The 21225-nt window shown below is 46.8% G+C and carries 16 protein-coding genes; 8 read left to right on the top strand and 8 right to left on the bottom strand.

Going from position 1 to position 21225, the window contains the following annotated elements; all coding sequences use genetic code 11:
- Positions 1-31 precede the first annotated feature (31 nt).
- On the bottom strand, positions 32-1036 hold the full coding sequence (purR, locus tag GXP65_RS09640) for an HTH-type transcriptional repressor PurR (protein ID WP_005426185.1): 1005 nt from the start codon (positions 1034-1036) through the stop codon (positions 32-34).
- A gap of 443 nt (positions 1037-1479) precedes the next feature.
- On the bottom strand, positions 1480-2127 hold the full coding sequence (gene torD, locus GXP65_RS09635) for a molecular chaperone TorD (RefSeq protein WP_005426309.1): 648 nt from the start codon (positions 2125-2127) through the stop codon (positions 1480-1482).
- 233 nt (positions 2128-2360) lie between these two features.
- Here torD and torR point away from each other — a divergent pair, with 233 nt between their 5' ends.
- A complete protein-coding gene (torR, locus tag GXP65_RS09630; RefSeq protein WP_005426192.1) occupies positions 2361-3074 on the top strand; it encodes a two-component system response regulator TorR in 714 nt (237 codons plus the stop codon).
- Positions 3075-3181: 107 nt separating this feature from the next.
- Here torR and elyC read toward each other — a convergent pair whose 3' ends face one another.
- Positions 3182-3988, bottom strand: a complete 807-nt coding sequence (gene elyC / locus GXP65_RS09625; RefSeq protein ID WP_162092671.1) for an envelope biogenesis factor ElyC — start codon at positions 3986-3988, stop codon at positions 3182-3184.
- Positions 3989-4102: 114 nt separating this feature from the next.
- On the opposite strand from elyC, the gene cmoM reads away from it, so the two are divergent.
- From cmoM to mukB, 4 genes are read left to right on the top strand one after another with little or no spacing between them, the layout of a single operon-like run.
- Positions 4103-4894, top strand: a complete 792-nt coding sequence (gene cmoM, locus GXP65_RS09620) for a tRNA uridine 5-oxyacetic acid(34) methyltransferase CmoM (protein WP_005532800.1) — start codon at positions 4103-4105, stop codon at positions 4892-4894.
- Between the two features lie 2 nt (positions 4895-4896).
- The gene (mukF, locus tag GXP65_RS09615) at positions 4897-6234 is read left to right on the top strand and encodes a chromosome partition protein MukF (RefSeq protein WP_162092670.1); all 1338 of its coding nucleotides are present in this window, start codon (positions 4897-4899) and stop codon (positions 6232-6234) included.
- Positions 6215-6940 (top strand): chromosome partition protein MukE, encoded by a 726-nt coding sequence (mukE, locus tag GXP65_RS09610; RefSeq protein WP_162092669.1) that lies wholly within the window; start codon positions 6215-6217, stop codon positions 6938-6940. The genes mukF and mukE overlap by 20 nt, the downstream gene beginning before the upstream one ends.
- A 2-nt stretch (positions 6941-6942) precedes the next feature.
- Positions 6943-11406, top strand: coding sequence for a chromosome partition protein MukB (gene mukB / locus GXP65_RS09605; RefSeq protein ID WP_162092688.1), 4464 nt, complete (start codon positions 6943-6945; stop codon positions 11404-11406).
- A 77-nt stretch (positions 11407-11483) separates the two neighbouring features.
- On the opposite strand, the gene GXP65_RS09600 is transcribed toward mukB, so the two are convergent.
- Positions 11484-12512 (bottom strand): AraC family transcriptional regulator, encoded by a 1029-nt coding sequence (locus GXP65_RS09600; protein ID WP_045377896.1) that lies wholly within the window; start codon positions 12510-12512, stop codon positions 11484-11486.
- Between the two features lie 165 nt (positions 12513-12677).
- Here GXP65_RS09600 and GXP65_RS09595 point away from each other — a divergent pair, with 165 nt between their 5' ends.
- From GXP65_RS09595 to GXP65_RS09585, 3 genes are all read left to right on the top strand, one after another.
- The gene (locus GXP65_RS09595) at positions 12678-14168 is read left to right on the top strand and encodes a coniferyl aldehyde dehydrogenase (protein WP_162092668.1); all 1491 of its coding nucleotides are present in this window, start codon (positions 12678-12680) and stop codon (positions 14166-14168) included.
- Between the two features lie 81 nt (positions 14169-14249).
- Positions 14250-15815 carry a long-chain fatty acid--CoA ligase gene (locus GXP65_RS09590; protein ID WP_162092667.1) on the top strand — a complete coding sequence of 522 codons (1566 nt, stop codon included), beginning with the start codon at positions 14250-14252 and terminating at the stop codon, positions 15813-15815.
- A complete protein-coding gene (locus tag GXP65_RS09585) occupies positions 15802-17442 on the top strand; it encodes a GMC family oxidoreductase N-terminal domain-containing protein (RefSeq protein WP_162092666.1) in 1641 nt (546 codons plus the stop codon). The genes GXP65_RS09590 and GXP65_RS09585 overlap by 14 nt, the downstream gene beginning before the upstream one ends.
- A gap of 87 nt (positions 17443-17529) precedes the next feature.
- Here the strand turns inward: GXP65_RS09585 and GXP65_RS25035 are convergent, their stop codons facing one another.
- The 4 genes from GXP65_RS25035 to GXP65_RS09570 form a co-directional block, all read right to left on the bottom strand.
- A complete protein-coding gene (locus tag GXP65_RS25035; RefSeq protein ID WP_005426147.1) occupies positions 17530-17682 on the bottom strand; it encodes a hypothetical protein in 153 nt (50 codons plus the stop codon).
- Between the two features lie 199 nt (positions 17683-17881).
- Positions 17882-18850 carry an alpha-L-glutamate ligase-like protein gene (locus GXP65_RS09580; RefSeq protein WP_005426199.1) on the bottom strand — a complete coding sequence of 323 codons (969 nt, stop codon included), beginning with the start codon at positions 18848-18850 and terminating at the stop codon, positions 17882-17884.
- 3 nt (positions 18851-18853) lie between these two features.
- A complete protein-coding gene (locus GXP65_RS09575; RefSeq protein ID WP_005426303.1) occupies positions 18854-20359 on the bottom strand; it encodes an inactive transglutaminase family protein in 1506 nt (501 codons plus the stop codon).
- An 11-nt stretch (positions 20360-20370) separates the two neighbouring features.
- A complete protein-coding gene (locus GXP65_RS09570) occupies positions 20371-21117 on the bottom strand; it encodes an ATP-dependent zinc protease (protein WP_162092665.1) in 747 nt (248 codons plus the stop codon).
- Between the last annotated feature and the right edge of the window lie 108 nt (positions 21118-21225).

The raw sequence follows: 21225 nt of genomic DNA, 5'->3' as shown, positions 1-21225 counted from the left end.
CGAAGAGCGCTTTATAAAAAATGAGGTGAAATTAGTTCAATTTCTTAACTGTATTGCGAACTACGATCTCTGGCTGCATCTCAAACACACGCTTTTCGTGCTCTTTATCTTTGATGCGCTCTAGTAGAATTTCAAACGCGTTTTTACCCACACGACGTTTCGGTTGGTGGATCGTCGTTAGTGGCGGTGAGAAGTACTCAGCAAGCTCAATGTTGTCGTAGCCGATAACGGAGATGTCATCTGGTACTTTGATGCCGTTTTGTTGTAGACGGCTCATCAAACCTAACGCCATTGTGTCGTTAAAGCAGAATACAGCAGTTGGGCGTTTCTCCATTGCAGTGATGTTGTCTGCAGCAAGTACTGCTGTATCACACTCGAAGTTACCTTCAAGAACCCAATCTTCGTTTACTGCAAGATTTGCTTCAGCCATTGCACGACGGTAGCCTGCGATACGCTCTTGGCACGCCGCCTTTTCAAAGTGGCCGCTCAAACATGCGATGTCAGTATGACCGTTGTCGATCAGGTATTTCGTCGCGATGTAACCGCCTTCTTCTGAGTTATCAATGATCTTATCTGCTTGTGAGCTTTCTGGGCCCCAGTCCATTACCACTTTAGGAATGTCTGAATGGCGATCAAGCATCTCTTTTAGCTCTTCCGTAAGGTCAGAACACATTACTAGGATGCCGTCTACGCGTTTCTCAGCAAGCATGCGGATGTAGTCACGTTGTTTCTCGTAGATACCACCAGTGTTACATAAGATCAGTGTGTAACCTTGACGGTAACAGTAGCTTTCAACACCATCAATCACTTCAGAGAAGAATAGGTTAGTTGATTGAGTAACTAACATACCGATAGTGCGAGTGGAGTTGCATTTCAAACTACGAGCAACAGCACTTGGCGCGTAATTGAGCTCATCCACTGCTTTCATTACTTTTTCTTGAGTGGTCTCTGCAACAAAGCGAGTTTTGTTAATTACGTGCGAAACTGTTGTGGTAGAAACGCCGGCTAAGCGAGCAACGTCTTTAATAGTGGCCATAAATGATGTCCTGTATCGAGCTACTGAATACCGTAGTGAAGACAACCATACGCTTAGGGTCTTGCGCAAACCGAGCAACTGCAGAAAGGGCATTGCTGAGATATTTGGCAGCGGTTGTTCCGAAATCGGTATAAAAAGGTTTGTAGCAACATTTGTTGCTGAAACGCCTATTCCTGTCTTACATAAATGAGAAATAGGTCAGCAATCATGTTAAGAAAACACAAAAACCGCTATATTTCAGCGGTTTACATATAAATCATATTTAATCGTTTGCGCTCACATTTTAGACTGATGTGGGCAGGCTGGCAATATTTTCAGCGGTTGTTTTGTGCCTTTGAGGTCACATTTTAACGGCTAAATTTGTTGGGTTTCTATGAGCCAGATTAAAAATAAACGAATAAAATAGGGAGCCTAAATAGCAGGCTCCCTAAAATAGGCGGCAATTATTCACCAAGAAGGTAGGTGCTGTCCAGTTTACAGAATGCAATTAATAGTTGCGCAACGCTAACATAGAAGCCAAATTCATCGAATTGCTTACATTTAGCAGCAAACTGAGGCAACCAAGTCATAAGGTGCTGCTGGATGAATTCGTTCTGTTTCTCGAACGCTTCTTCCATATGCTTTTCTTGCTCTAGTTCGTTTGAGCGAATGATCATGTTGCCTAAGAAATCCAGCTCTACCGCTAAGTGGTCTGCTGGTTCTTTAAGGTTTTCGTCTACCTGCACGCCAAAATCAGCCATCAGCTTTTCCATCTCTTCTGCTGGTTTATCATTTAGCAGTCCAGATTTACCGATGTACATAGAGGCGTAAGGCAGTGCGCCGTGTTTTTCTGTTTTAAGGAAAAGTTCGCAGAAGTCTGCAGCTAATTCTAGCTGAGCGTCTTCACGATCTTGTAGGCGGTTGAGTGCATCAACAAGGGTATCAACGGCTGGTTTCAGTGATTCATTTTCACCAAGGCCGGCTAAAAAGCTTCGAATTTCAACACTGTGGTAGGTTTCCAATTCGTTTTCTGTCAGCTCTTTTGCGAACAGGCTAGAAAACCACCAATAGATCTCGGCGCGTTTTTCGTTAAAAGCTTTCACTTCTTGCATTTTTTTGCTCCTGAATGATTCTCCCTTAAGTGTAAACAATTAAGATGAATAGCAGTAACTATAATTGTTATGCTTTGTGGGAAAATATTCGTAGTTATGTATGGCCGTAAATAAGCTTGCTTTGAATCAATAAAATCGCAAAATCTTGCATTTTAATGGTTCTACGACTAGAAATGTTACTAGTTATGAATAGAATACGTCTTGGATAATAAAAAAGACAGAAAGTGGTGTAAATGAGCTATCACGTATTAGTCGTAGAAGATGATGTTGTAACTCGTAGTAAGCTTGCGGGCTATTTCCAAAACGAAGGCTACAAAGTCAGTGAAGCAGAAAGTGGCGCAGAGATGCGTGAAGTGCTGCAAGGTGGCGATGTAGATTTAATTATGCTGGATATTAACTTGCCCGGCGAAGACGGCCTGATGCTTACGCGTGAATTACGCAGCCAATCAGATATCGGCATCATATTAGTGACAGGACGCACGGATAGCATTGACAAAATCGTTGGCCTAGAAATGGGCGCAGACGATTATGTGACAAAGCCTTTTGAACTAAGGGAATTACTGGTTCGCGTTAAGAACTTGCTGTGGCGCATCTCTGCGGCTCGCAACGGTTCTCAAAAAGCAGCCAGCGACACTAATGAAGAACACATTGTGCGCTTCGGTGAGTGGACGTTTGATATTCAACGTCGTGCTCTAAGCCGTAATGGTGAGCCAGTGAAACTAACGAAAGCAGAATATGAGCTGTTAGTTGCACTGTCTTCGTACCCAAATCAGGTACTTAGCCGTGAGCGTATTTTGAATATGATTAGCCACCGAGTGGATGCGCCAAACGATCGTACTATCGACGTTTTGATTCGCCGCATGCGAGCTAAGATGGAGTTTGATCCTAAGAACCCACAAATCTTTGTGACGGTTCACGGTGAAGGCTACATGTTCGCTGGTGACTAAAATCATTGCAGTAAAGAAAAAGGAGAGCATTGGCTCTCCTTTTTTGTGTCTGTCATTTTTGTAGCGCAATCTAGCGTAAGATGCTTGCTAGCGATTAAACGCTGTTTCTATGGCTGCAATATTTCAGGGTCTTCCATTTCAACCATTGGTGTTTGACCGACGTTGTCGCGCAGCTTTTGCCACAACCCACCAAGGTATTCATGCCAGTAGAGTTCGGTATGCTCTAGGTAGCGTGCTTTTGGTGCGTATTTCTGCCATGGCTGCTCGATGCCATCAATCGCCATAAAGTTCGTTGGTGCTGGGATTGGTTTAATACCCGCAGCGTTGAACTCATACAAAGCACGTTTCATGTGGCTAGCAGAAGTCACTAACACAATATCTTTTTGTTTTACGAAGGCTGCCGCTTGGCGTGCTTCTTCCCAGGTGTCTTTGGCGTCTTCCAACAAAATGATATCGGATTTGGCCACACCAAGAGAAAGCGCAACGTTCGCCATCATACGAGCATGGCTTATTTCAGAGCCGCCTGCGTAGCCAGACAGAATGAGTTTTGCACCTGGGTACATACGCAAAATACGAATGCCTTCGGTGAGTCGCATTAGTGCTGTGCGACTTAATTGAGAAGTGGGTGGGATCTCATTGTCCACCACATGTCCGTTACCAAGCACCATGACATAGTCAACGGTACCAGAAACAGGTAAAAACGCTTTGTACTCGCGCTCAAGAGGCATTAACAGCTTGGTTGAAACAGGTTGGAAGGCAACAAGAAAAATGCCGACGAAAGAGAATAGAACAACAAAGCAGCCAGTTTTACGTTTTGTGGTAAAACTAATGAGAGCAAGACCTAACAAGCCTATTATTAACAATGCCGGAAGTGGCATAAGCAAGGCAGACATTACTTTTTTCAGCTCAAACATACGAAAATAGTCCGAAAAAACATCAATTGATTATAAAAATGAGGTTGACCCTCTTTATTCCTGCTTTCCTTGTGACAGAATAGCGGCACAATCCGATATGATAACCCAGCAGAAGTGACAGAAGACCGCAATTTCGACGATATCGCCCACAAATTTGCAAAAAATATTTACGGCTCCGATAAAGGGGAGATCCGTCAAATCATTGTGTGGGAAGATTTTCTACAGATTCTAAGTGAATTAGGCGCCGACCATCAAGCTCTACAAGTCCTTGATGCTGGTGGTGGTTTAGCACAAATGTCGCAAAAGCTTGCTAAGCTCGGACATCATGTTGCTTTATGTGATCTATCTTCGGAAATGCTGCAACTAGCGAAACAGGATATTGAAAAAAACGGTTTGCTTGAGCAGTATCGCCTGATTCATTCGCCTGTCCAATCCATTGGTGATCACATGGAAGCGCAGGTGGACCTTGTCATGTTCCATGCTGTCATGGAGTGGTTGGTAGACCCGAAAACCGCACTCGAAACCGTTTTGGAACAGGTCAAGCCGGGGGGCATCGCTTCGGTTATGTTCTATAACCACCACGGCTTAGTCTATAAAAATGTGGTTTGTGGCAACATTCCTCATGTTTTAGACGGCATGCCTCACCGAAAAAGATTTAAACTACAGCCACAAAAAGGCCTAAAACCCGAAGAGGTCTATCAATGGATAGAAGATTCTGGTTTTAGTATTTGTGGAAAATCTGGTATTCGTTCATTCAGTGATTACATAGGCAATATGGAATACATGGGCGATTACGAGTTTGAAGATGTGTTGGCGCTAGAAAAACAACTTTGTCGACAAGAGCCATACCTCTCATTAGGCCGCTATATTCATGTGTGGGCTAAGAAGAACGATAAACAGGAATAACGATGAGTGAGATGACTCTCAATGCTGCAGAGCAACCAATCGATGAGTTGGTTGGCTGGGTAAAGCAGCACGATTTCTCGTTGAACCTGACCACTGAGCGACTGGCATTTTTGATTGCTATCGCAGTACTAAGTAATGAAAGGTTCGATGAAGAATTGGGTGAAGGTGAATTGCACGACGCATTTGCCATCGTCACTCGACTTTTTGATGAGACGGGTGAAGCTTCGGCTTTCCGTGCGAATAATGCCATCAACGAGATGGTAAAGCAGCGCCTCATTAGCCGTTTTGTCAGTGAAATTACTGACGGAGCGAGCATTTACCGCTTGTCGCCATTAGCGATAGGGATAACCGACTACTACGTGCGCCATCGTGAGTTCTCGAAACTGCGTCTTTCTATCCAGCTATCCATGGTAGCGGATGAAATGGCGAAAGCGATTGAAGCGGCACAAAAGGGTGGCACTCCGGGCCACTGGAAGAAAAACGTTTACGGGATTTTGAAATATTCTGTAGGCGAAATCTTCGATCAAATTGATCTCAACCAACGTGTGATGGATGAGCAACAACAATCTGTGAAACAACAGATTGCTGACCTGCTTAACAAAGACTGGCGTGAAGCGATCAACAACTGTGAAGCGCTTCTGTCAGAAACATCCAGCACATTGCGTGAACTTCAAGATACGCTGCAAGCTGCCAGTGATGAACTGCAAACTCAGATCCTAGATATTCAAGAAATTGTTTACGGCGATCCTGAGCTTGAGTTTATCGAAGAAGCCTTGTTTGGTCTGCAGATGAAACTGGACCGAATCACAAGCTGGGGCCAGCAAGCGATCGACCTTTGGATTGGTTACGACCGACACGTGCACAAGTTTATCCGTACCGCGATCGATATGGATAAGAACCGTGCGTTTAGCTCGCGTCTGCGCCAGTCCGTGAAAGACTACTTTGATTCGCCTTGGTATCTGACTTATGCAGATGCGGAAAGGCTTTCTGACCTTCGTGATGAAGCCCTAGTACTGCGTGATGATGAGGTAACAGGTCAAGTTCCGATGGAAGTGGAATACGAAGAGTTTCAACAAGTCAATGATGAGTTGGCGGAGCGAATTGGTGACATGCTGAAAGCGCATAAAGATCAAGGCACACCAATCGACTTGAGCGTGGTACTGCGAGATTACCTTGCACAACACCCATACACTCATCACTTTGATTTAGCTCGCATTGTCGTTGATCAGGCGGTACGTCTGGGTTATTCAGAATCCGACTACCAAGCTGTTCAGCCAGACTGGAAAGCAATCAACGAATTTGGGGCAAAGGTACAAGCGAATGTCATCGACCGATACTAATGAATACATGTCAGAGAATCTGGCAAAAGCAATTTCTAACCCTCTGTTCCCAGCGCTAGACAGCATGCTTCGAGCAGGGCGTCATATCTCAAGTGGAGATCTAGACAACCACGCGTTGTTGTCGGATTTCGAACTTGAGCTTTCTTCTTTCTACCAACGCTACAACACCGAATTGGTGAAAGCGCCAGAAGGTTTCTTCTACCTTCGTCCACGTTCAACGTCTCTGATTGGCCGTAGTGTGCTTTCTGAACTGGACATGCTGGTGGGTAAGGTATTGTGTTTCCTTTACCTAAGCCCAGAGCGTCTTGCGCACGAGGGTATCTTCACTAACCAAGAGCTGTACGACGAACTGCTTGCACTAGCAGATGAAAACAAGCTGATGAAGCTAGTGACGAACCGTGCGACTGGTTCTGACCTTGATAAAGAAAAGCTGTTTGAAAAAGTACGTACGTCACTTCGTCGTCTGCGCCGCCTAGGCATGATCATCAACATCGGTGAAACCGGTAAATTCAGCATCAGTGAAGCGGTATTCCGTTTTGGTGCCGATGTACGTGTTGGCGATGATATGCGTGAAGCGCAGCTACGCCTGATCCGTGATGGTGAAGCGGTAGTGCACACCAAAGAACCAAGCCAAGGCAGCCTATTGTCTGAAGAAGATCAAGACGACCAAGCCCAAGAAGAAACAACAGAAGAGGGTGAAGCATGAGCATGATTGAACGCGGTAAATACCAATCGCTGACCATGGTCAACTGGAACGGCTTCTTTGCCCGCACGTTTGACATCGATGGTCTGGTCACCACGCTATCAGGTGGTAACGGTGCAGGTAAATCAACCACAATGGCGGCGTTCATCACCGCATTGATTCCTGACCAAACGCTACTGCACTTCCGTAACACCACAGAAGCAGGCAGCAGCCAATCGTCTCGCGATAAAGGTCTGTACGGTAAGCTACAGCCGGGCGCATGTTATGCGGCGCTAGACGTGGTGAACTCACGTAACCAACGCCTATTGTTCGCAGTAAAACTGCAGCAAGTTGCGGGTCGTGATAAGAAAGTAGACATCAAACCGTTTGTTATCCAAGGTCTTCCAAGCCATGTGAAACCAACGGATATCTTGATTGAAAGCGTATCAGCGACTCAAGCTCGTGTACGTCAAATCAACGAAGTAAAAGAATCGATCGCAGAATTTGAAGGTGTTCAATTCAAAGCCTTCTCTTCTATCGTGGATTACCACTCACAGATGTTCGAATTCGGTGTGATTCCAAAGAAACTGCGTAACTCTGGTGATCGCTCTAAATTCTACCGTCTGATCGAAGCATCGCTTTACGGTGGTATCTCAAGCGCAATCACGCGCTCGCTACGTGACTACCTTCTGCCACAAAACGGCGGCGTGAAGAAAGCGTTCCAAGATATGGAATCGGCACTGCGCGAAAACCGCATGACGCTAGAAGCGATCAAAACTACGCAAGCAGACCGTGACTTGTTCAAACACTTGATCACAGAGTCGACTAACTACGTGGCGGCGGACTACATGCGTCACGCGAACGATCGTCGTAACAAGTTGGATAAAACGCTGTCATTACGTTCAGAGCTGTTCGGTTCTCGTGAAACTCTCGTTGCGCAAAACAACCTGCTTAACCGTGTTCAAGAAGAGCTAGAACTGCTGATCGAGTCGGAATCTGCGCTAGAGCAAGATTACCAAGCTGCTTCGGATCACTTGCAATTGGTGCAAAACGCACTGCGTCAGCAAGAGAAGATCGAACGCTACGAAGAAGATCTTGAAGAGCTGAGTGAGCGTCTTGAAGAACAGATGATGGTCGTGGAAGAAGCGCAAGAACGCGTGATGATGGTAGAAGAGCAAGCGACTGTTGCGGAAGAAGAGGTGGATAGCCTTAAGACGCAATTGGCGGACTACCAACAAGCGCTCGACGTTCAGCAAACTCGTGCCCTTCAATACCAACAAGCGGTTCAAGCGCTGGAAAAAGCGAAGCAACTACTTGGCGATGACAGCCTAACGGCAGAATCGGCACAAGCGCTTGTCTCTGAGCTTAAGAGCAAAGAATCAGAAAGCACCAATGCGTTACTATCAGTTAAGCACAAACTGGACATGTCTTCTGCAGCAGCAGAGCAGTTCGAAACCGCGCTTAAACTGGTACAAAGCATCGTTGGTCAAGTTGAGCGTAAAGACGCGTCTGAACATGCGAAAACCGCAATTGCGAAAGCGCGTGAATCTCAGCAAGTCGCGCAAAACGAACAACAATGGCGTGCACAGCACCGTGACCTTGAGCGTAGCCTTAACCAGCAACGTCAAGCACGCGAGCTAGTCAACGAATACCAAAAACAGTTCCATGTTGAACTGACTGACGAAATCACGTTTGAACAAGAACGTGAGCGTCACGCGATGCAAATCGACTCGCTAGAAATGACTCAGGAAGACGTGCGTGAGCAACGCAGCGAACAGCGTCGTCTAGAGCAAGATGCAGCAGCGGAAATCAACAAGCTAGAAGCCATTGCGCCAACGTGGATTGCGGCGAACGATGCGCTAGAAAAACTGCGTGAACAAAGTGGCGCTGAGCTAGAAGATAGCCAGTCAGTCATGAGCCAAATGCAAGTGGTGCTTGAGCAAGAGAAGACCCTTTCTCTGGCGAAAGACAAACTGGCAGAGCGTCGCAGCCAACTTGACTCTGAGATTGAGCGTCTTGCTTCTCCTGGTGGTTCAAACGACCCTCGTCTGAAAGGTTTGGCAGATACTCTAGGCGGCGTATTGCTGTCTGAGATCTACGACGACATCACAATTGATGACGCGCCTTACTTCAGCGCGATGTACGGTCCGGCTCGTCACGCTATCGTTGTTTCTGACCTATCTGGTATCGAAGAGAAACTGGTAGAGCTAGACGACTGTCCAGAAGACTTGTACATCATTGAAGGTGACATCGATGCCTTTGATGACAGCTCATTTGATGCAGAAGAGCTAGAAGGCGCGGTTTGCGTTCGTATGAACGATCGCCAAATGCGTTACTCTCGCTTGCCTGAAATCCCACTGTTTGGCCGTGCAGCACGTGAGCAACGTTTAGAGTTACTGCGTAACGAACGTGAAGAAGTGGTTGAGAAGCACGCGAAAGCAGCATTCGATTCGCAAAAAATGCAGCGTCTGTATCAAGCGTTTAATCAGTTTGTGGCAAGCCACATTCAAGTCGCATTCGAAGCTGACCCAGAGCAAGCACTGGCAACCATTCGTGACAAGCGTAACCAAATTGCTCGCGTACTGGCTGACCTGGATGCGAAAGAGCAACAACAACGTTCTCAGCTTCAAACCAGCAAGCAAGCGTTGTCTTCTCTAGACAAGCTAGCACCAAACATGGCGCTGATTGAAGATGAGTCGCTGCAAGCGCGCTTTGATGAGTTGGAAGAGAAAATCGCCCAGCTTTCAGAAGCAAAAGCTTTCCTAAATAACCACGCGAAAGCGGTTGCGGAACTGGAAAAAGTCGCAGTTGCTCTAGATGCTGACCCAGAGCAATTCGATGCGCTAGAAGCAGAATACAAAGCGGCAGACGAACAGCTACAAGATCTTAAGAAACAAATCTTTGCACTTTCAGATCTTGTTGAACGTCGTCACTACTTCGCTTACTCAGATTCAGTAGATCTACTGAACAAGAGCAGCGAACTGAGCGAGCAGCTAAAAGCGAAACTGGTTCAAGCTGAACAAATGCGTACCCGTTCTCGTGAAGAGCTAAAACAGTCGCAAGGTCAAATGAACCAATACAACCAAGTATTGGCATCATTGAAGAGTTCGCACCAAGCGAAACTGGAAACGGTTCAAGAGTTCAAACAAGAACTTCAAGAGTTTGGCGTTAACGCGGACGAAGGTGCAGAAGAACGTGCAATGCGTCGTCGCGATGAACTGCATGAGCGTCTACACACTTCTCGTAGTCGTAAGAGCGAATACGAGCGTACGATCACCTCTACTGAGCTAGAGATGAAAGGTTTGGCGAAACGTCTGAAGAAAGTTCAGAAAGAATACGTTGAGCTGCGTACCTTCGTGGTTGCAGCGAAAGCCGGCTGGTGTTCAGTACTTCGTTTGGCGCGTGAGAACGATGTTGAGCGTCGTCTACACAAGCGTGAACTGGCTTACATGTCAGCGGATGAACTGCGTTCAATGTCGGATAAATCATTGGGTGCACTGCGTCTAGCGGTTGCGAACAACGATGATCTTCGTGATGCGCTGCGTCTATCAGAAGACAACGCACGTCCAGAGCGTAAAGTTCTGTTCTACATTGCGGTTTACCAACACCTTCGTGAGCGTATTCGTCAGGATATCATCCGTACTGATGATCCAGTGGAAGCGATCGAAGAGATGGAAGTAGAGCTGGCGCGTCTAACGGAAGAGCTAACCCAACGTGAAAACCGTCTAGCGATCAGCTCTGAGTCAGTAGCGAGCATCATCAAGAAGACGATTCAGCGTGAGCAAAACCGTATTCGTATGCTGAACCAAGGTTTGTCGAACATCTCGTTCGGTCAGGTGAAGGGCGTACGTCTAAACGTGAAGATCCGCGAAAGTCACGAAGTGCTACTGAACGGTCTAGCGACACAGCAAGAGCAGCATAAAGATCTGTTTGAATCGACTCGCTTTACCTTCTCTGAAGCAATGGCGAAACTGTTCCAACGCGTGAACCCACATATCGATATGGGTCAACGTTCTCCTCAGGTTCTGGGTGAAGAGCTACTGGATTACCGTAACTACCTAGAGCTAAGTGTAGAAGTGAACCGTGGTACAGATGGTTGGCTACAAGCTGAGTCTGGCGCGCTATCAACAGGTGAAGCGATCGGTACCGGTCAGTCAATCCTACTGATGGTAGTGCAAAGCTGGGAAGAAGAGTCTCGTCGTCTACGAAGCAAAGACATTGTGCCTTGTCGTCTGCTCTTTTTGGATGAAGCAGCACGCCTGGATGCGAAATCGATCGCGACATTGTTCGAATTGTGTGACCGTCTGGATATGCAGCTTCTTATCGCGGCACCAGAAAACATCAGCCCAGAGAAAGGTACGACCTACAAACTGGTGCGTAAGGTGTTTAAAGACCACGAGCATGTACACGTAGTTGGTCTGCGTGGTTTTGGTCAAACGGATAAGCCTAAGACCGAAGCGCAAGAGATGATTGAAGAGTTTGAATCGTAAACTCCGAATCTAATAAAACCAAACGCCCGCAATGATTGCGGGCGTTTTTGTTTATGCTCTGATGAAAGACAAACCTATCACTGAGGGACTTGTTGTCGATATTGCCTTGGCGAGTTGCCGCTCCATTTACGAAAGGCACAACGGAAATTTGCGCTGTCGGAGAAGCCAATACGCTCAGAGATTTCCTCGACACTCATCTGTGTCGAAGCCAAGTAATGGCGCGCTAAGTGAAAGCGAACATGGTCAAGGATCTGCTGATAACTGCTTTCTTCCGATTTAAGGTGGCGTCGCAACGTTCTTGAAGACATACCCAACTCGGTAGACAACTGCTCAATGGAGGGATAACAACCTGGCCGCTCGAGAAACATCTGTGTGATCTTCTCTTTTAAACTGACATGACCGCTTACTTTGGCCAGCATTTCATCACAAGATTTCAAACACATTTGCAGCGTCATAGGATTCGCCGCTGGCAGCGGATCGTACAAGCTGGTGGCATCGAACTGCCATTCCAAACGGTCGCTGTTGAACTCTATTTTGCAATGGAAGACTTGTTCATACAGCTCGCTGTGTTCAGGTTCCGGATAAGGGAAGCGAATCAATTTTGAGGGAAAAGGTTTTTGCATCACCTCTTCACACAAACTTTGAATGGCCGCGAACCAATATTCACAGCAAAAAGGCAAAATGGATTGTAGGTCGATAAGTTGCTCAGCTCGAAAGTATCCTGAGTTATCTTCCACCCACATTTTTTTCTTTAACACCGGCCCTGCAAGCCGAAGATACTTAAAGCCCATCATTAATGCATCGAGCAAGGTATTACTGCTAAACACAGCATACCCAAGTACACCAAAGTCACTAAAACGAGCTTGTTGTCCTACTTCAAGCCCCAGTCCTGGCTCATCAGAATGGGCGAGGGCATTGCTAAAAATCACCAGCTTTTGTGCGAGGGTGATGTGTGTGTCCGGGGCATAAAGTTCGGGGGCACTAATGCCACTGCCTTCAAGTAATGTTTCCACTTTCACAGAGGGCTCAAGGTAGCGTGTGAGTAGCTGCAAGTCCAAAACACCACAGGATTCGGTATCTGGCTCATAAACTGCGGTGTATTCCATCATTGCCCCCTTTAAATTCGGATCAATCCTAGCGGTTATTCCGATGGTATTCAGTCATGCTTGTCTCAAAGCTGTCCGAATATCACCGTTTTTTGTCTTTTTGTAACCTGTGCCTCATGTTATCAAAATGTTGTAATTGAATAAATTGCACAGTAGGAGAGAAACATGAATGTACTGGCTAAGCAAGATACGGATGTACAGCGTGATCAAGGAATGGTTGCTACTAATGATTCGACAGTGAGCGAACTTGAAATGTGGTTTGCTGAGTTACAAGCCGCTTATCAAGCAGAACCAGCAGCGAGCTATGCGGTGAGAAAGCATCGTTTGTTGGCACTGAAGAAGCAGCTTTCTCGATACCAAGATGTATTGGCACAAGCAATGAGCCAAGATTTTGGAGGTCGTTGTCACACCGAGTCTGTTATGGCTGACATACTTGCTCCTATCCTCGATATCAACCACGTTGTCCGTCACTTAAAAAGCTGGATGAAGCCAAGTCGTAGACCTACTGAGTGGCTGTTCAAAGGCAATAAATTGGAAGTTCGATATCAGCCGAAAGGCGTGGTCGGGATTATCTGTCCTTGGAACTTTCCTTTGTATCTTTCCATCGGCCCGATGATCACGGCGTTAGCGGCAGGTAACCGTTGCATGATCAAGATGCCACCAAACTGCCCTGAGACGACTCGACAGCTGCGTCGCATGCTCGCTGAGATTTATCCAGACAACTTGGTCCGCATTGTTGAGGGGAATCATCCAGAGGCGATGGAAATCTCTCATCTGCCTTTTGATCATCTAGTGTTCACTGGATCGCCAGCAAGCGGCAAGATCATCATGGCTAACGCTGCTGCCAATCTTACTCCAGTGACCTTGGAGCTAGGGGGCAAATCACCCGTGGTGGTATTTGATGATTATGACGTTGAGAAAGCAGCAGAGCGTATCGCCCATGGCAAAGGCTTTAACTCTGGCCAAATCTGTATCGCGCCAGATTACGCCTTTGTGCCGGAAGGTAAGCAAGAGGCTTTTGTTGAAGCGTTAAAGCTTGCTCATCAGAATATGTACGGCGAAATTAAAGCCAATCAGGACTACACCGCATTGGTGGATGATGCACAGCACAAACGCTTCCATGACTTACTCGATGATGCACGCGAGAAGGGGGCAACGGTTACCCAGTGCTTAGATTATGGTGAAGGGCGAAAAACACCGTTGTATATTGCGACCAACCTGACACCCGAAATGCGTATCTGCCAAGAAGAGATCTTTGGTCCCCTATTGCCTGTTCATACCTATCGCTCAATCGACGAAGTGATTCAATATATCGTCCACAGACCTCGACCACTGGCTTGCTATCTGTTTAGCAACAACTCAGAACAACGTGAAACCTTGCTTACTCAGACCCACAGTGGTGGTGTCACTATCAATGACTGGGGATGGCATGTCCTTAATCACTCTGTGCCATTTGGTGGTGTGGGCAACTCAGGTATTGGCAACTACCATGGTGAAGAAGGTTTCCGCGAACTCAGCCACGCGCGCACAGTGCTCAAAATGCGCGATTGGTTCCCAATCCAATTGTTTGCACCGCCTTACGGCAACATGGTGCAAAAGCTGGTGCTGCGCGTATTTGCAGGCAAACCCGACCCAGACTTAAACAAGCACTCGTAACCCTCAATTCTTACCTCTCTACACAAAGAATCTTCAGCAGCCAGTGCTCGCTGGCTGCCTTGCGACCAAAGGAGATCATGGATGCATAACCTTGCTGTCAATCTGGAGCGCAGTGCTGCGCTCTTTCCTTCAAAAGTGGCGCTCAGGATGGGCGATGATGAAATCAGCTACGCTTCACTCGACAAATTCGCAGGCAACATAGCTGCCAACTTGAAACGACTGGGACTCCAAGTTGGAGATAAAGTCGCGCTGTCTTGTCCAAACATCACTTATTTCCCCATGGTGTATTACGGCATTTTAAAAGCAGGCTGTGTGGTCGTGCCTTTGAATGTGCTGTTTAAAGGCCGTGAGATTGCGTATCACCTCAATGACTCTGATGCTAAAGCGTACTTTTGCTTTGAAGGAAGCGAAGAATTACCAATGGGGAGCTTTGGCAGGCAAGGATTTTCTCAGGCCGAGCAGTGCGAATATTTTATCTCCCTCTCTGCTCAATGCGAGGAAGGAGAGCATGCAATAGACTCTTGGCTTGCTGAAGAGCATGAGAGTTTCGAATCGGTAACGAGAAATGGTGATGACACCGCAGTGATCCTTTATACCTCCGGTACCACAGGACAGCCAAAAGGGGCTGAATTATCCCACACCAATATGCTAACCAACGCCATGTCCTCCCAGTACCTGATGCGTCTGGAATACAGCGATACAACCATGGCGACCTTGCCGCTATTTCACAGCTTTGGGCAAACCGTGATGATGAATGCCAGCGTGCTGACAGGCTCTACCATGGTCCTGATTCCACGCTTTGAGCCGAAGTTCGTGATTGAGCAAATTATCCAGCACAAAGTCAGCGTGTTCGCTGGTGTGCCAACCATGTATATCGCACTGCTAAGAGCAGGTGAGCAATCTCCGGAGCATTCTGAATTGGTGAAACATAGCCTTCGGTTGGGTGTATCGGGTGGTGCCTCTATGCCAGTAGAAGTGATTCGTCAGTTTGAACAGCGCTTCGAACTACCGGTGTTGGAAGGCTATGGGCTGTCAGAAACCGCGCCAGTAGCGACATTTAATCATATTGATGGTGATCGACTACCGGGGAGTGTTGGACAGCCCTTGTGTGGCTACGTAATTAAGATTGCCGATGTAAAAGGGCATGGCCAAGCCGTTGGGGAATTAGGCGAAGTCTGCATAAAAAGCCCGAGTGTGATGAAAGGTTATTACGGACGACCAGAAGCAACCCGCGATGCGTTACGTGATGGTTGGTTCTTAACTGGCGATATTGGGCGTGTGGATGAGCACGGCAATTTGTTTATCGTCGACCGCGTCAAAGACATGATTATTCGCGGTGGCTACAACGTGTATCCGCGAGAGATTGAAGAAGTCTTGATGTGCCACCCCGATGTAGAGATGGTGGCTGTCGTTGGTGAGCATGATGACCGCCTAGGTGAAGAAGTACATGCCCATGTCGTGCTTCATCAAGATGCGCATTGTTGCCCCGATACTTTAATCGCTTGGTGCCGTGAACAACTGGCCGATTACAAGTACCCGCGTCGTGTCTTTATCCGTAAAGCACTGCCGATGACAGCAACTGGCAAGATTTTAAAACGAGAGCTTCATCCTTTAGACGTTGTGGAGGTCGAAAATGGACAAGTATGATTTTATCGTTGTTGGTGGCGGTTCAGCTGGTTGTGTTTTAGCGTCTCGCCTCACCGAAGATCCTAATGTCACCGTCTGCTTACTGGAAGCGGGTGGCACAGATTCAAGCCCTTTCATCCATACGCCCGTTGGTGTGGTTGCCATGATGCCGACCAAGATAAACAATTGGGGTTTTGAAACGGTTCCTCAAACGGGCTTGAATGGTCGTAAAGGCTATCAGCCGAGGGGCAAGACACTTGGTGGTTCGAGTTCCATCAATGCGATGATGTATGCCCGAGGTCACCGATATGATTATGACTTGTGGGCAAGCCTTGGTAATGAAGGGTGGAGCTATCAAGATTGCTTGCCGTACTTCAAGAAAGCGGAAAACAACGAAGTTCATCATGATGAATTCCATGGGCAAGGTGGTCCGCTTAATGTCGCTAACTTACGCTCGCCAAGTGAGATCCTTGAGTGTTATTTAACAGCGTGTGAGTCAATCGGTGTACCACGTAATTCGGACATCAATGGCGCCGAGCAATTGGGTGCTATGCAAACCCAAGTAACACAAATCAATGGCGAGCGATGCAGTGCTGCTAAAGGTTATCTGACGCCCAACCTGAACAGACCCAATCTGACCGTTATCACTAAGGCGACCACGCACAAAGTATTGTTTGAAGGTAAACGAGCGATTGGAGTGGAATACGGCTTGAAAGGGCACAGCTTTCAGATCAGGTGCAACAAAGAGGTGATTCTCTCTGCAGGTGCATTTGGCTCGCCGCAGATTCTAATGCTCTCAGGTGTTGGTGCTAAGAAAGATCTCGTCGCTCACGGCATTGATCAAGTGCACGAACTGCCTGGAGTAGGTGAGAACCTCCAAGATCACATCGATCTAGTGCACACTTATCGCTGCTCGGCCAAGCGCGATACGTTTGGTGTTTCGCTGCAAATGGCAACGGAAATGACTAAAGCGCTACCGCAATGGATGAAAAACCGTAACGGTAAAATGAGCAGTAACTTTGCTGAGGGCATTGGTTTTCTCTGTTCGGATGAAGATGTCACGGTCCCAGATTTAGAGTTTGTTTTTGTTGTCGCAGTGGTTGATGACCACGCACGTAAAATGCACATGAGTCATGGCTTTAGCTCTCACGTGACTTTATTGCGTCCAAAGAGTATTGGCACTGTCAAACTCAGCAGCACTAATCCTTATGATGACCCGCTGATTGATCCGGCGTTTTTCAGTCATCCCGAAGACATGGAAATCATGATCAAAGGTTGGAAGAAGCAACATCAGATGCTAGAAAGTGAAGCGTTCGAAGAGATTCGCGGCGAAAACTTTTATCCGGTTGATGCCTGCGATGATAGCGCCATTGAGCAGGACATCCGCAATCGTGCCGATACTCAATACCATCCAATTGGCACCTGCAAAATGGGAACTGAGACGGATCCTTTGGCTGTTGTCGACAAAGACCTTAAGGTTTATGGCTTGGCTGGATTGAGAGTTGTCGACGCCTCTATCATGCCGACGCTGGTGGGTGGGAACACCAATGCGCCAACCATTATGATTGCAGAGAAAGTAGCGGATATTATTAAAGCGGATTATCGCCTAGATGAGAGTGTTGAGGAGCAAACGGCTGCCTCGATATAAACCGCCTATCGCAGAATGAAATAAGCCGAGCTGTAGGACTACAGTCTCGGCTTTTTTAGCAGGCGCTTAAATGTGAAAAGGTGAATCCTATTCTTCTGACAGGTCATTTCCTTTTTCGATCATTTCAGCAAGCTCATCAAGTGCTTGGACAGAGATTTCCGACAAACGTTGTAAGTGCTGGTCAAAGCTCTCTTGTTCTACAAGCGAAGTATCATTGTTATTAGTTTCTTTTGTTAGCATCGCCCAACCTCTCGAGTTGAGTAAGGGGGAGAAAATATAAAATCAAAAATCGGCAGAAAAAAGAAACGATCGATGTGTGTTTTGTTAGCTGGATCATCGATTGGAGTAATAAAAACGATGAATTACTTAAGAAGGGAGCGATAGTGCTCAAATATGAAAGGTTAGCTAGCAACTATGGGAATAGCTGCTAGCTAAGAGATTAGAACTGAGATTTCACACCGAATTGTTCGGCTGCGTAGGCAACGCGCTCTTTCGGTTTTGGATACTCGGCTGGCATGCCAAGGTTTTCAATGTGTTTCAAGCGAGGTAGAAGGCCAGCACCGTTAGCAATTTGGATTGCTAAACCAGGACGTGCATTCAGCTCAAGCACCATTGGACCTTCTTCTTTGTCCAATACCATGTCGGTACCCATATAACCAAGGCCTGTCATTTCCCAAGCACTAGACGCAAGCTCTAGCAAACGCTCCCAATGAGGCACTTGCAGTGTCGACAAGTCTTTCCCAGTATCTGGGTGGTGAGTGACTGGTTGGTCAAATTGTACCGCACGAATGGCTTTGCCTGTTGCGATGTCGATACCAACGCCAACCGCACCTTGGTGAAGGTTCGCCTTACCATCTGATGCTGCCGTAGAACAGCGCATCATCGCCATCACAGGGTAGCCCTTGAATACAATGATACGTACGTCTGGCACACCTTCGTAACTGAAGCCGTCGAAGCAGTCATCAAACTTAATTAAGTTCTCAACCACAGCCACATCATTCTTACCACCAAGCGAGAAAAGACCCGCTAGTGCGTTACTGATATGACGCTCAACTTCTTCTTTGTTACAGGTAGCACCTGATGGCTTAGTGTAGACGCCATCTTTGTGCGAAGTGATAACCAAGATACCTTTACCACCACTGCCTTGTGCTGGTTTGATTACAAAACCAGGCCAGTCTTCGACCATTTTGTGGATCTTTTTCACTTCAGCTTGGCTGGCAATCACACCGATAAGAGCAGGCACAGTCGCGCCTGCTGCTTCAGCGATGATCTTGGTTTTTAGCTTGTCATCCACCAATGGGTATTTAGAACGATCATTGTAGCGACCAATGTAGCTGTGGTTACGCTTGTTCATTCCCATAATGCCTTTATGGCGAAGCTTTGATGGCGAAGTAAAACGTTCAAACATCGTTTAGTCCTCCGCTAGTGGTTTAAAGCGGCGCAGCTCAGTTAGACGGTAACCCGTGTATGTACCTAGTAGTAGAATACCTGCCAGTACAATAAGCTGTAGGCCGATAAAGTTAAACGTTAGGTGCTGGATGTACGTGTTAGTCATTGCTAAGTAAACCAGTACCGCTGTTAGCAGTGAACCGCCACCTTGAAGCGCTACTTCTTTCGCACCTTCTTCTTCCCATAGAATCGACATACGTTCGATAGTCCATGACAAGATGATCATTGGGAAGAAGGTAATGGTTAGACCTTCAGTTAGACCAATCTTGAATGCCACAACCGTGAACACAGAGATGATCATGATTACCGTGATGATAACCGCGGATATCCTTGCTACCAGAAGTAAGTTCAGCCTCGATAAGTAACTTCGGATGATCAGGCCCGTACCAACAATCAATAGGAAGCCAACGATACCAGTCACAAGTTGCGTTTGTACAAAGGCAACCGCAATCAGAACAGGCATGAAGGTACCGGATGTCTTAAGACCGATGATAACGCGCAGGAACACGACGATCAGAGCGCCGATTGGAATCAGCATGATGGTCTTGAACATCGCTTGTTCTTCAAGAGGCAAGCTGTGGATCGATAGGTTCAATAGACCGTCAGCTTCCACTTTATTATCTGTTGCTTCTTGCGGCGTGAGTTCTTGCTTGATCATTGAGAAGTGAACTTGGCTGTTTTTACCGCCCACTAGGTCAAGTAGAGAAACGTTTGATTCATCCCACACCAGAAGGTTAGGTTGTGCTGCCGCTTGTTCTGAATTTGGTGAGAACAGAACCCACTTATCGCCAGACCAAACTTGAACCATAGGTTGGATGGTTTGACGACGACGGCCATCTTCTAGCTCGATAACACCAACGGTTTTGCTTTGTACACCTGCAGTAAGCAAGATTTTATGTAGTGCATCAGTGCGGTCAAAGTCGTTTAGAATCAGTGCCGCGTTTTGGCTGTCTGGATCGTTGAGTGTTTTGATCAGCTCTCGAGCGAAAGTTTCGTTGTCTGCCGAACGGCTCATCGCGCGCTCAATCAACGCGTTTGCTGCCGCTTGTTGTGGAGCTGAAAGGGTAGGCTTGGTGATTTCACCCGATGGTGGTAGTTCGTCTACCTTAGCTTGAGGGTCAACCAAGAATTGTGCTTTGTAGTAAATGGTTTGTGCGCCAGTTGCCTGACGAATTGACCATTCAGCACGGCGGCCTGAATCCGAGTTTACGTAAGAAACACCGTAACCTGGAGACGACGCAGACTCACCGATTAAGGTGTAGCCTTTTTGTGTATGAGGGGCAGCAAGAGAAGCTTTTACTTCACCGCCGTTTGCATTGAATTCAATGCGGGCTTCAACATCCCAAACTTGACGTGTTTCACCTGGAGTCCAAGGAACGCCGTAATTCTGATGTCTGAAAACACTCAAGGCGATGCCTGCCACCACCAAAAGGATGATTGACAGGTAAAATGGTATTCTGGACGTCATAATCTACCTTATTATTTTTTCTTTTCTTCCGTTTGAATATATTTACGGCTTACATCAACCAATGCGATGTCGCGCATAAATTCTCTTCCTAGTAACACAGGATGGTTCATTTGAGAGCGATCTGCCAACGTAAATTGCGCTTTTTCATGAATTTTTCCAACGCGTACCCAAAGTTCAACAACAGCTCGACGCTCTAGTTCTTCATTGGTTGCTTGACGGATTTTCACGTAGCGAATAATTGGCGCTTCAATCCAAATATCTTTCTCTTCTTCTGACTTGGTATTGTCAGCAAGGTGGAAACGCACCCAGTTTTTGCCATTTCGTTCGAATTCTTCAATATCGACTGCATTCAGTGAAGAAGTCGCTGCGCCAGTATCTACGCGAGCATCGAAAGTTTGTTTGATTGAATCGATCGTCACTCGCTCAATTGAGCCAAGGACAATGTCATGGGTAGGAGTGGCTTGAACAGGAGCAGGCGCTTGAACAATGATAGGTTCTTTTGGCTTCCTGACTTCGTCCATCGCTTCTTTGCGGAAGGTGCTAAGTTCGCCATTTAACTTATCCACTTGGTCTTCCAGATTCTCGATGTAATCCGACTGGTTACTAAGTTGAAGCTCTAAGTTGGTAACGCGAGTATTGAAATTCGTTTCAGAAGCCTGAATAGCAGCTAACGTTTCTTGGTGGTACTGTTCGCCTTTGGTTAAAGTACATCCAGATAGTAAGGCGATGGCAACAACCGGAGTCAATCGTATAAACATTGAAAACCTTGGGATTGGAGTAAGTTGTTTGTTTTTTAGGAGTTTAGCGTTATCGACAATCGCTCACAAGCAAGAATCTGCGACAGTCTCTTACAGAGTGAGGAATAG

Source organism: Vibrio sp. LB10LO1, assembly GCF_010092875.1.
GTDB classification, from domain to species: domain Bacteria; phylum Pseudomonadota; class Gammaproteobacteria; order Enterobacterales; family Vibrionaceae; genus Vibrio; species Vibrio campbellii.
Note: the sequence above shows the minus strand (reverse complement) of the source record. Positions and strands in the feature narration are given on the sequence as shown.

Coding starts and splice junctions, on each gene's coding strand:
- GXP65_RS09570 (WP_162092665.1), bottom strand. CDS start 21,117: ATGTTTATACGATTGACTCCGGTTGTTGCCATCGCCTTACTATCTGGA.
- GXP65_RS09585 (WP_162092666.1), top strand. CDS start 15,802: ATGGACAAGTATGATTTTATCGTTGTTGGTGGCGGTTCAGCTGGTTGT.
- mukB (WP_162092688.1), top strand. CDS start 6,943: ATGATTGAACGCGGTAAATACCAATCGCTGACCATGGTCAACTGGAAC.
- purR (WP_005426185.1), bottom strand. CDS start 1,036: ATGGCCACTATTAAAGACGTTGCTCGCTTAGCCGGCGTTTCTACCACA.
- GXP65_RS09595 (WP_162092668.1), top strand. CDS start 12,678: ATGAATGTACTGGCTAAGCAAGATACGGATGTACAGCGTGATCAAGGA.
- mukE (WP_162092669.1), top strand. CDS start 6,215: ATGTCATCGACCGATACTAATGAATACATGTCAGAGAATCTGGCAAAA.
- GXP65_RS09580 (WP_005426199.1), bottom strand. CDS start 18,850: ATGTTTGAACGTTTTACTTCGCCATCAAAGCTTCGCCATAAAGGCATT.
- torR (WP_005426192.1), top strand. CDS start 2,361: ATGAGCTATCACGTATTAGTCGTAGAAGATGATGTTGTAACTCGTAGT.
- torD (WP_005426309.1), bottom strand. CDS start 2,127: ATGCAAGAAGTGAAAGCTTTTAACGAAAAACGCGCCGAGATCTATTGG.
- GXP65_RS25035 (WP_005426147.1), bottom strand. CDS start 17,682: ATGCTAACAAAAGAAACTAATAACAATGATACTTCGCTTGTAGAACAA.
- GXP65_RS09590 (WP_162092667.1), top strand. CDS start 14,250: ATGCATAACCTTGCTGTCAATCTGGAGCGCAGTGCTGCGCTCTTTCCT.
- mukF (WP_162092670.1), top strand. CDS start 4,897: ATGAGTGAGATGACTCTCAATGCTGCAGAGCAACCAATCGATGAGTTG.
- GXP65_RS09575 (WP_005426303.1), bottom strand. CDS start 20,359: ATGACGTCCAGAATACCATTTTACCTGTCAATCATCCTTTTGGTGGTG.
- GXP65_RS09600 (WP_045377896.1), bottom strand. CDS start 12,512: ATGGAATACACCGCAGTTTATGAGCCAGATACCGAATCCTGTGGTGTT.
- elyC (WP_162092671.1), bottom strand. CDS start 3,988: ATGTTTGAGCTGAAAAAAGTAATGTCTGCCTTGCTTATGCCACTTCCG.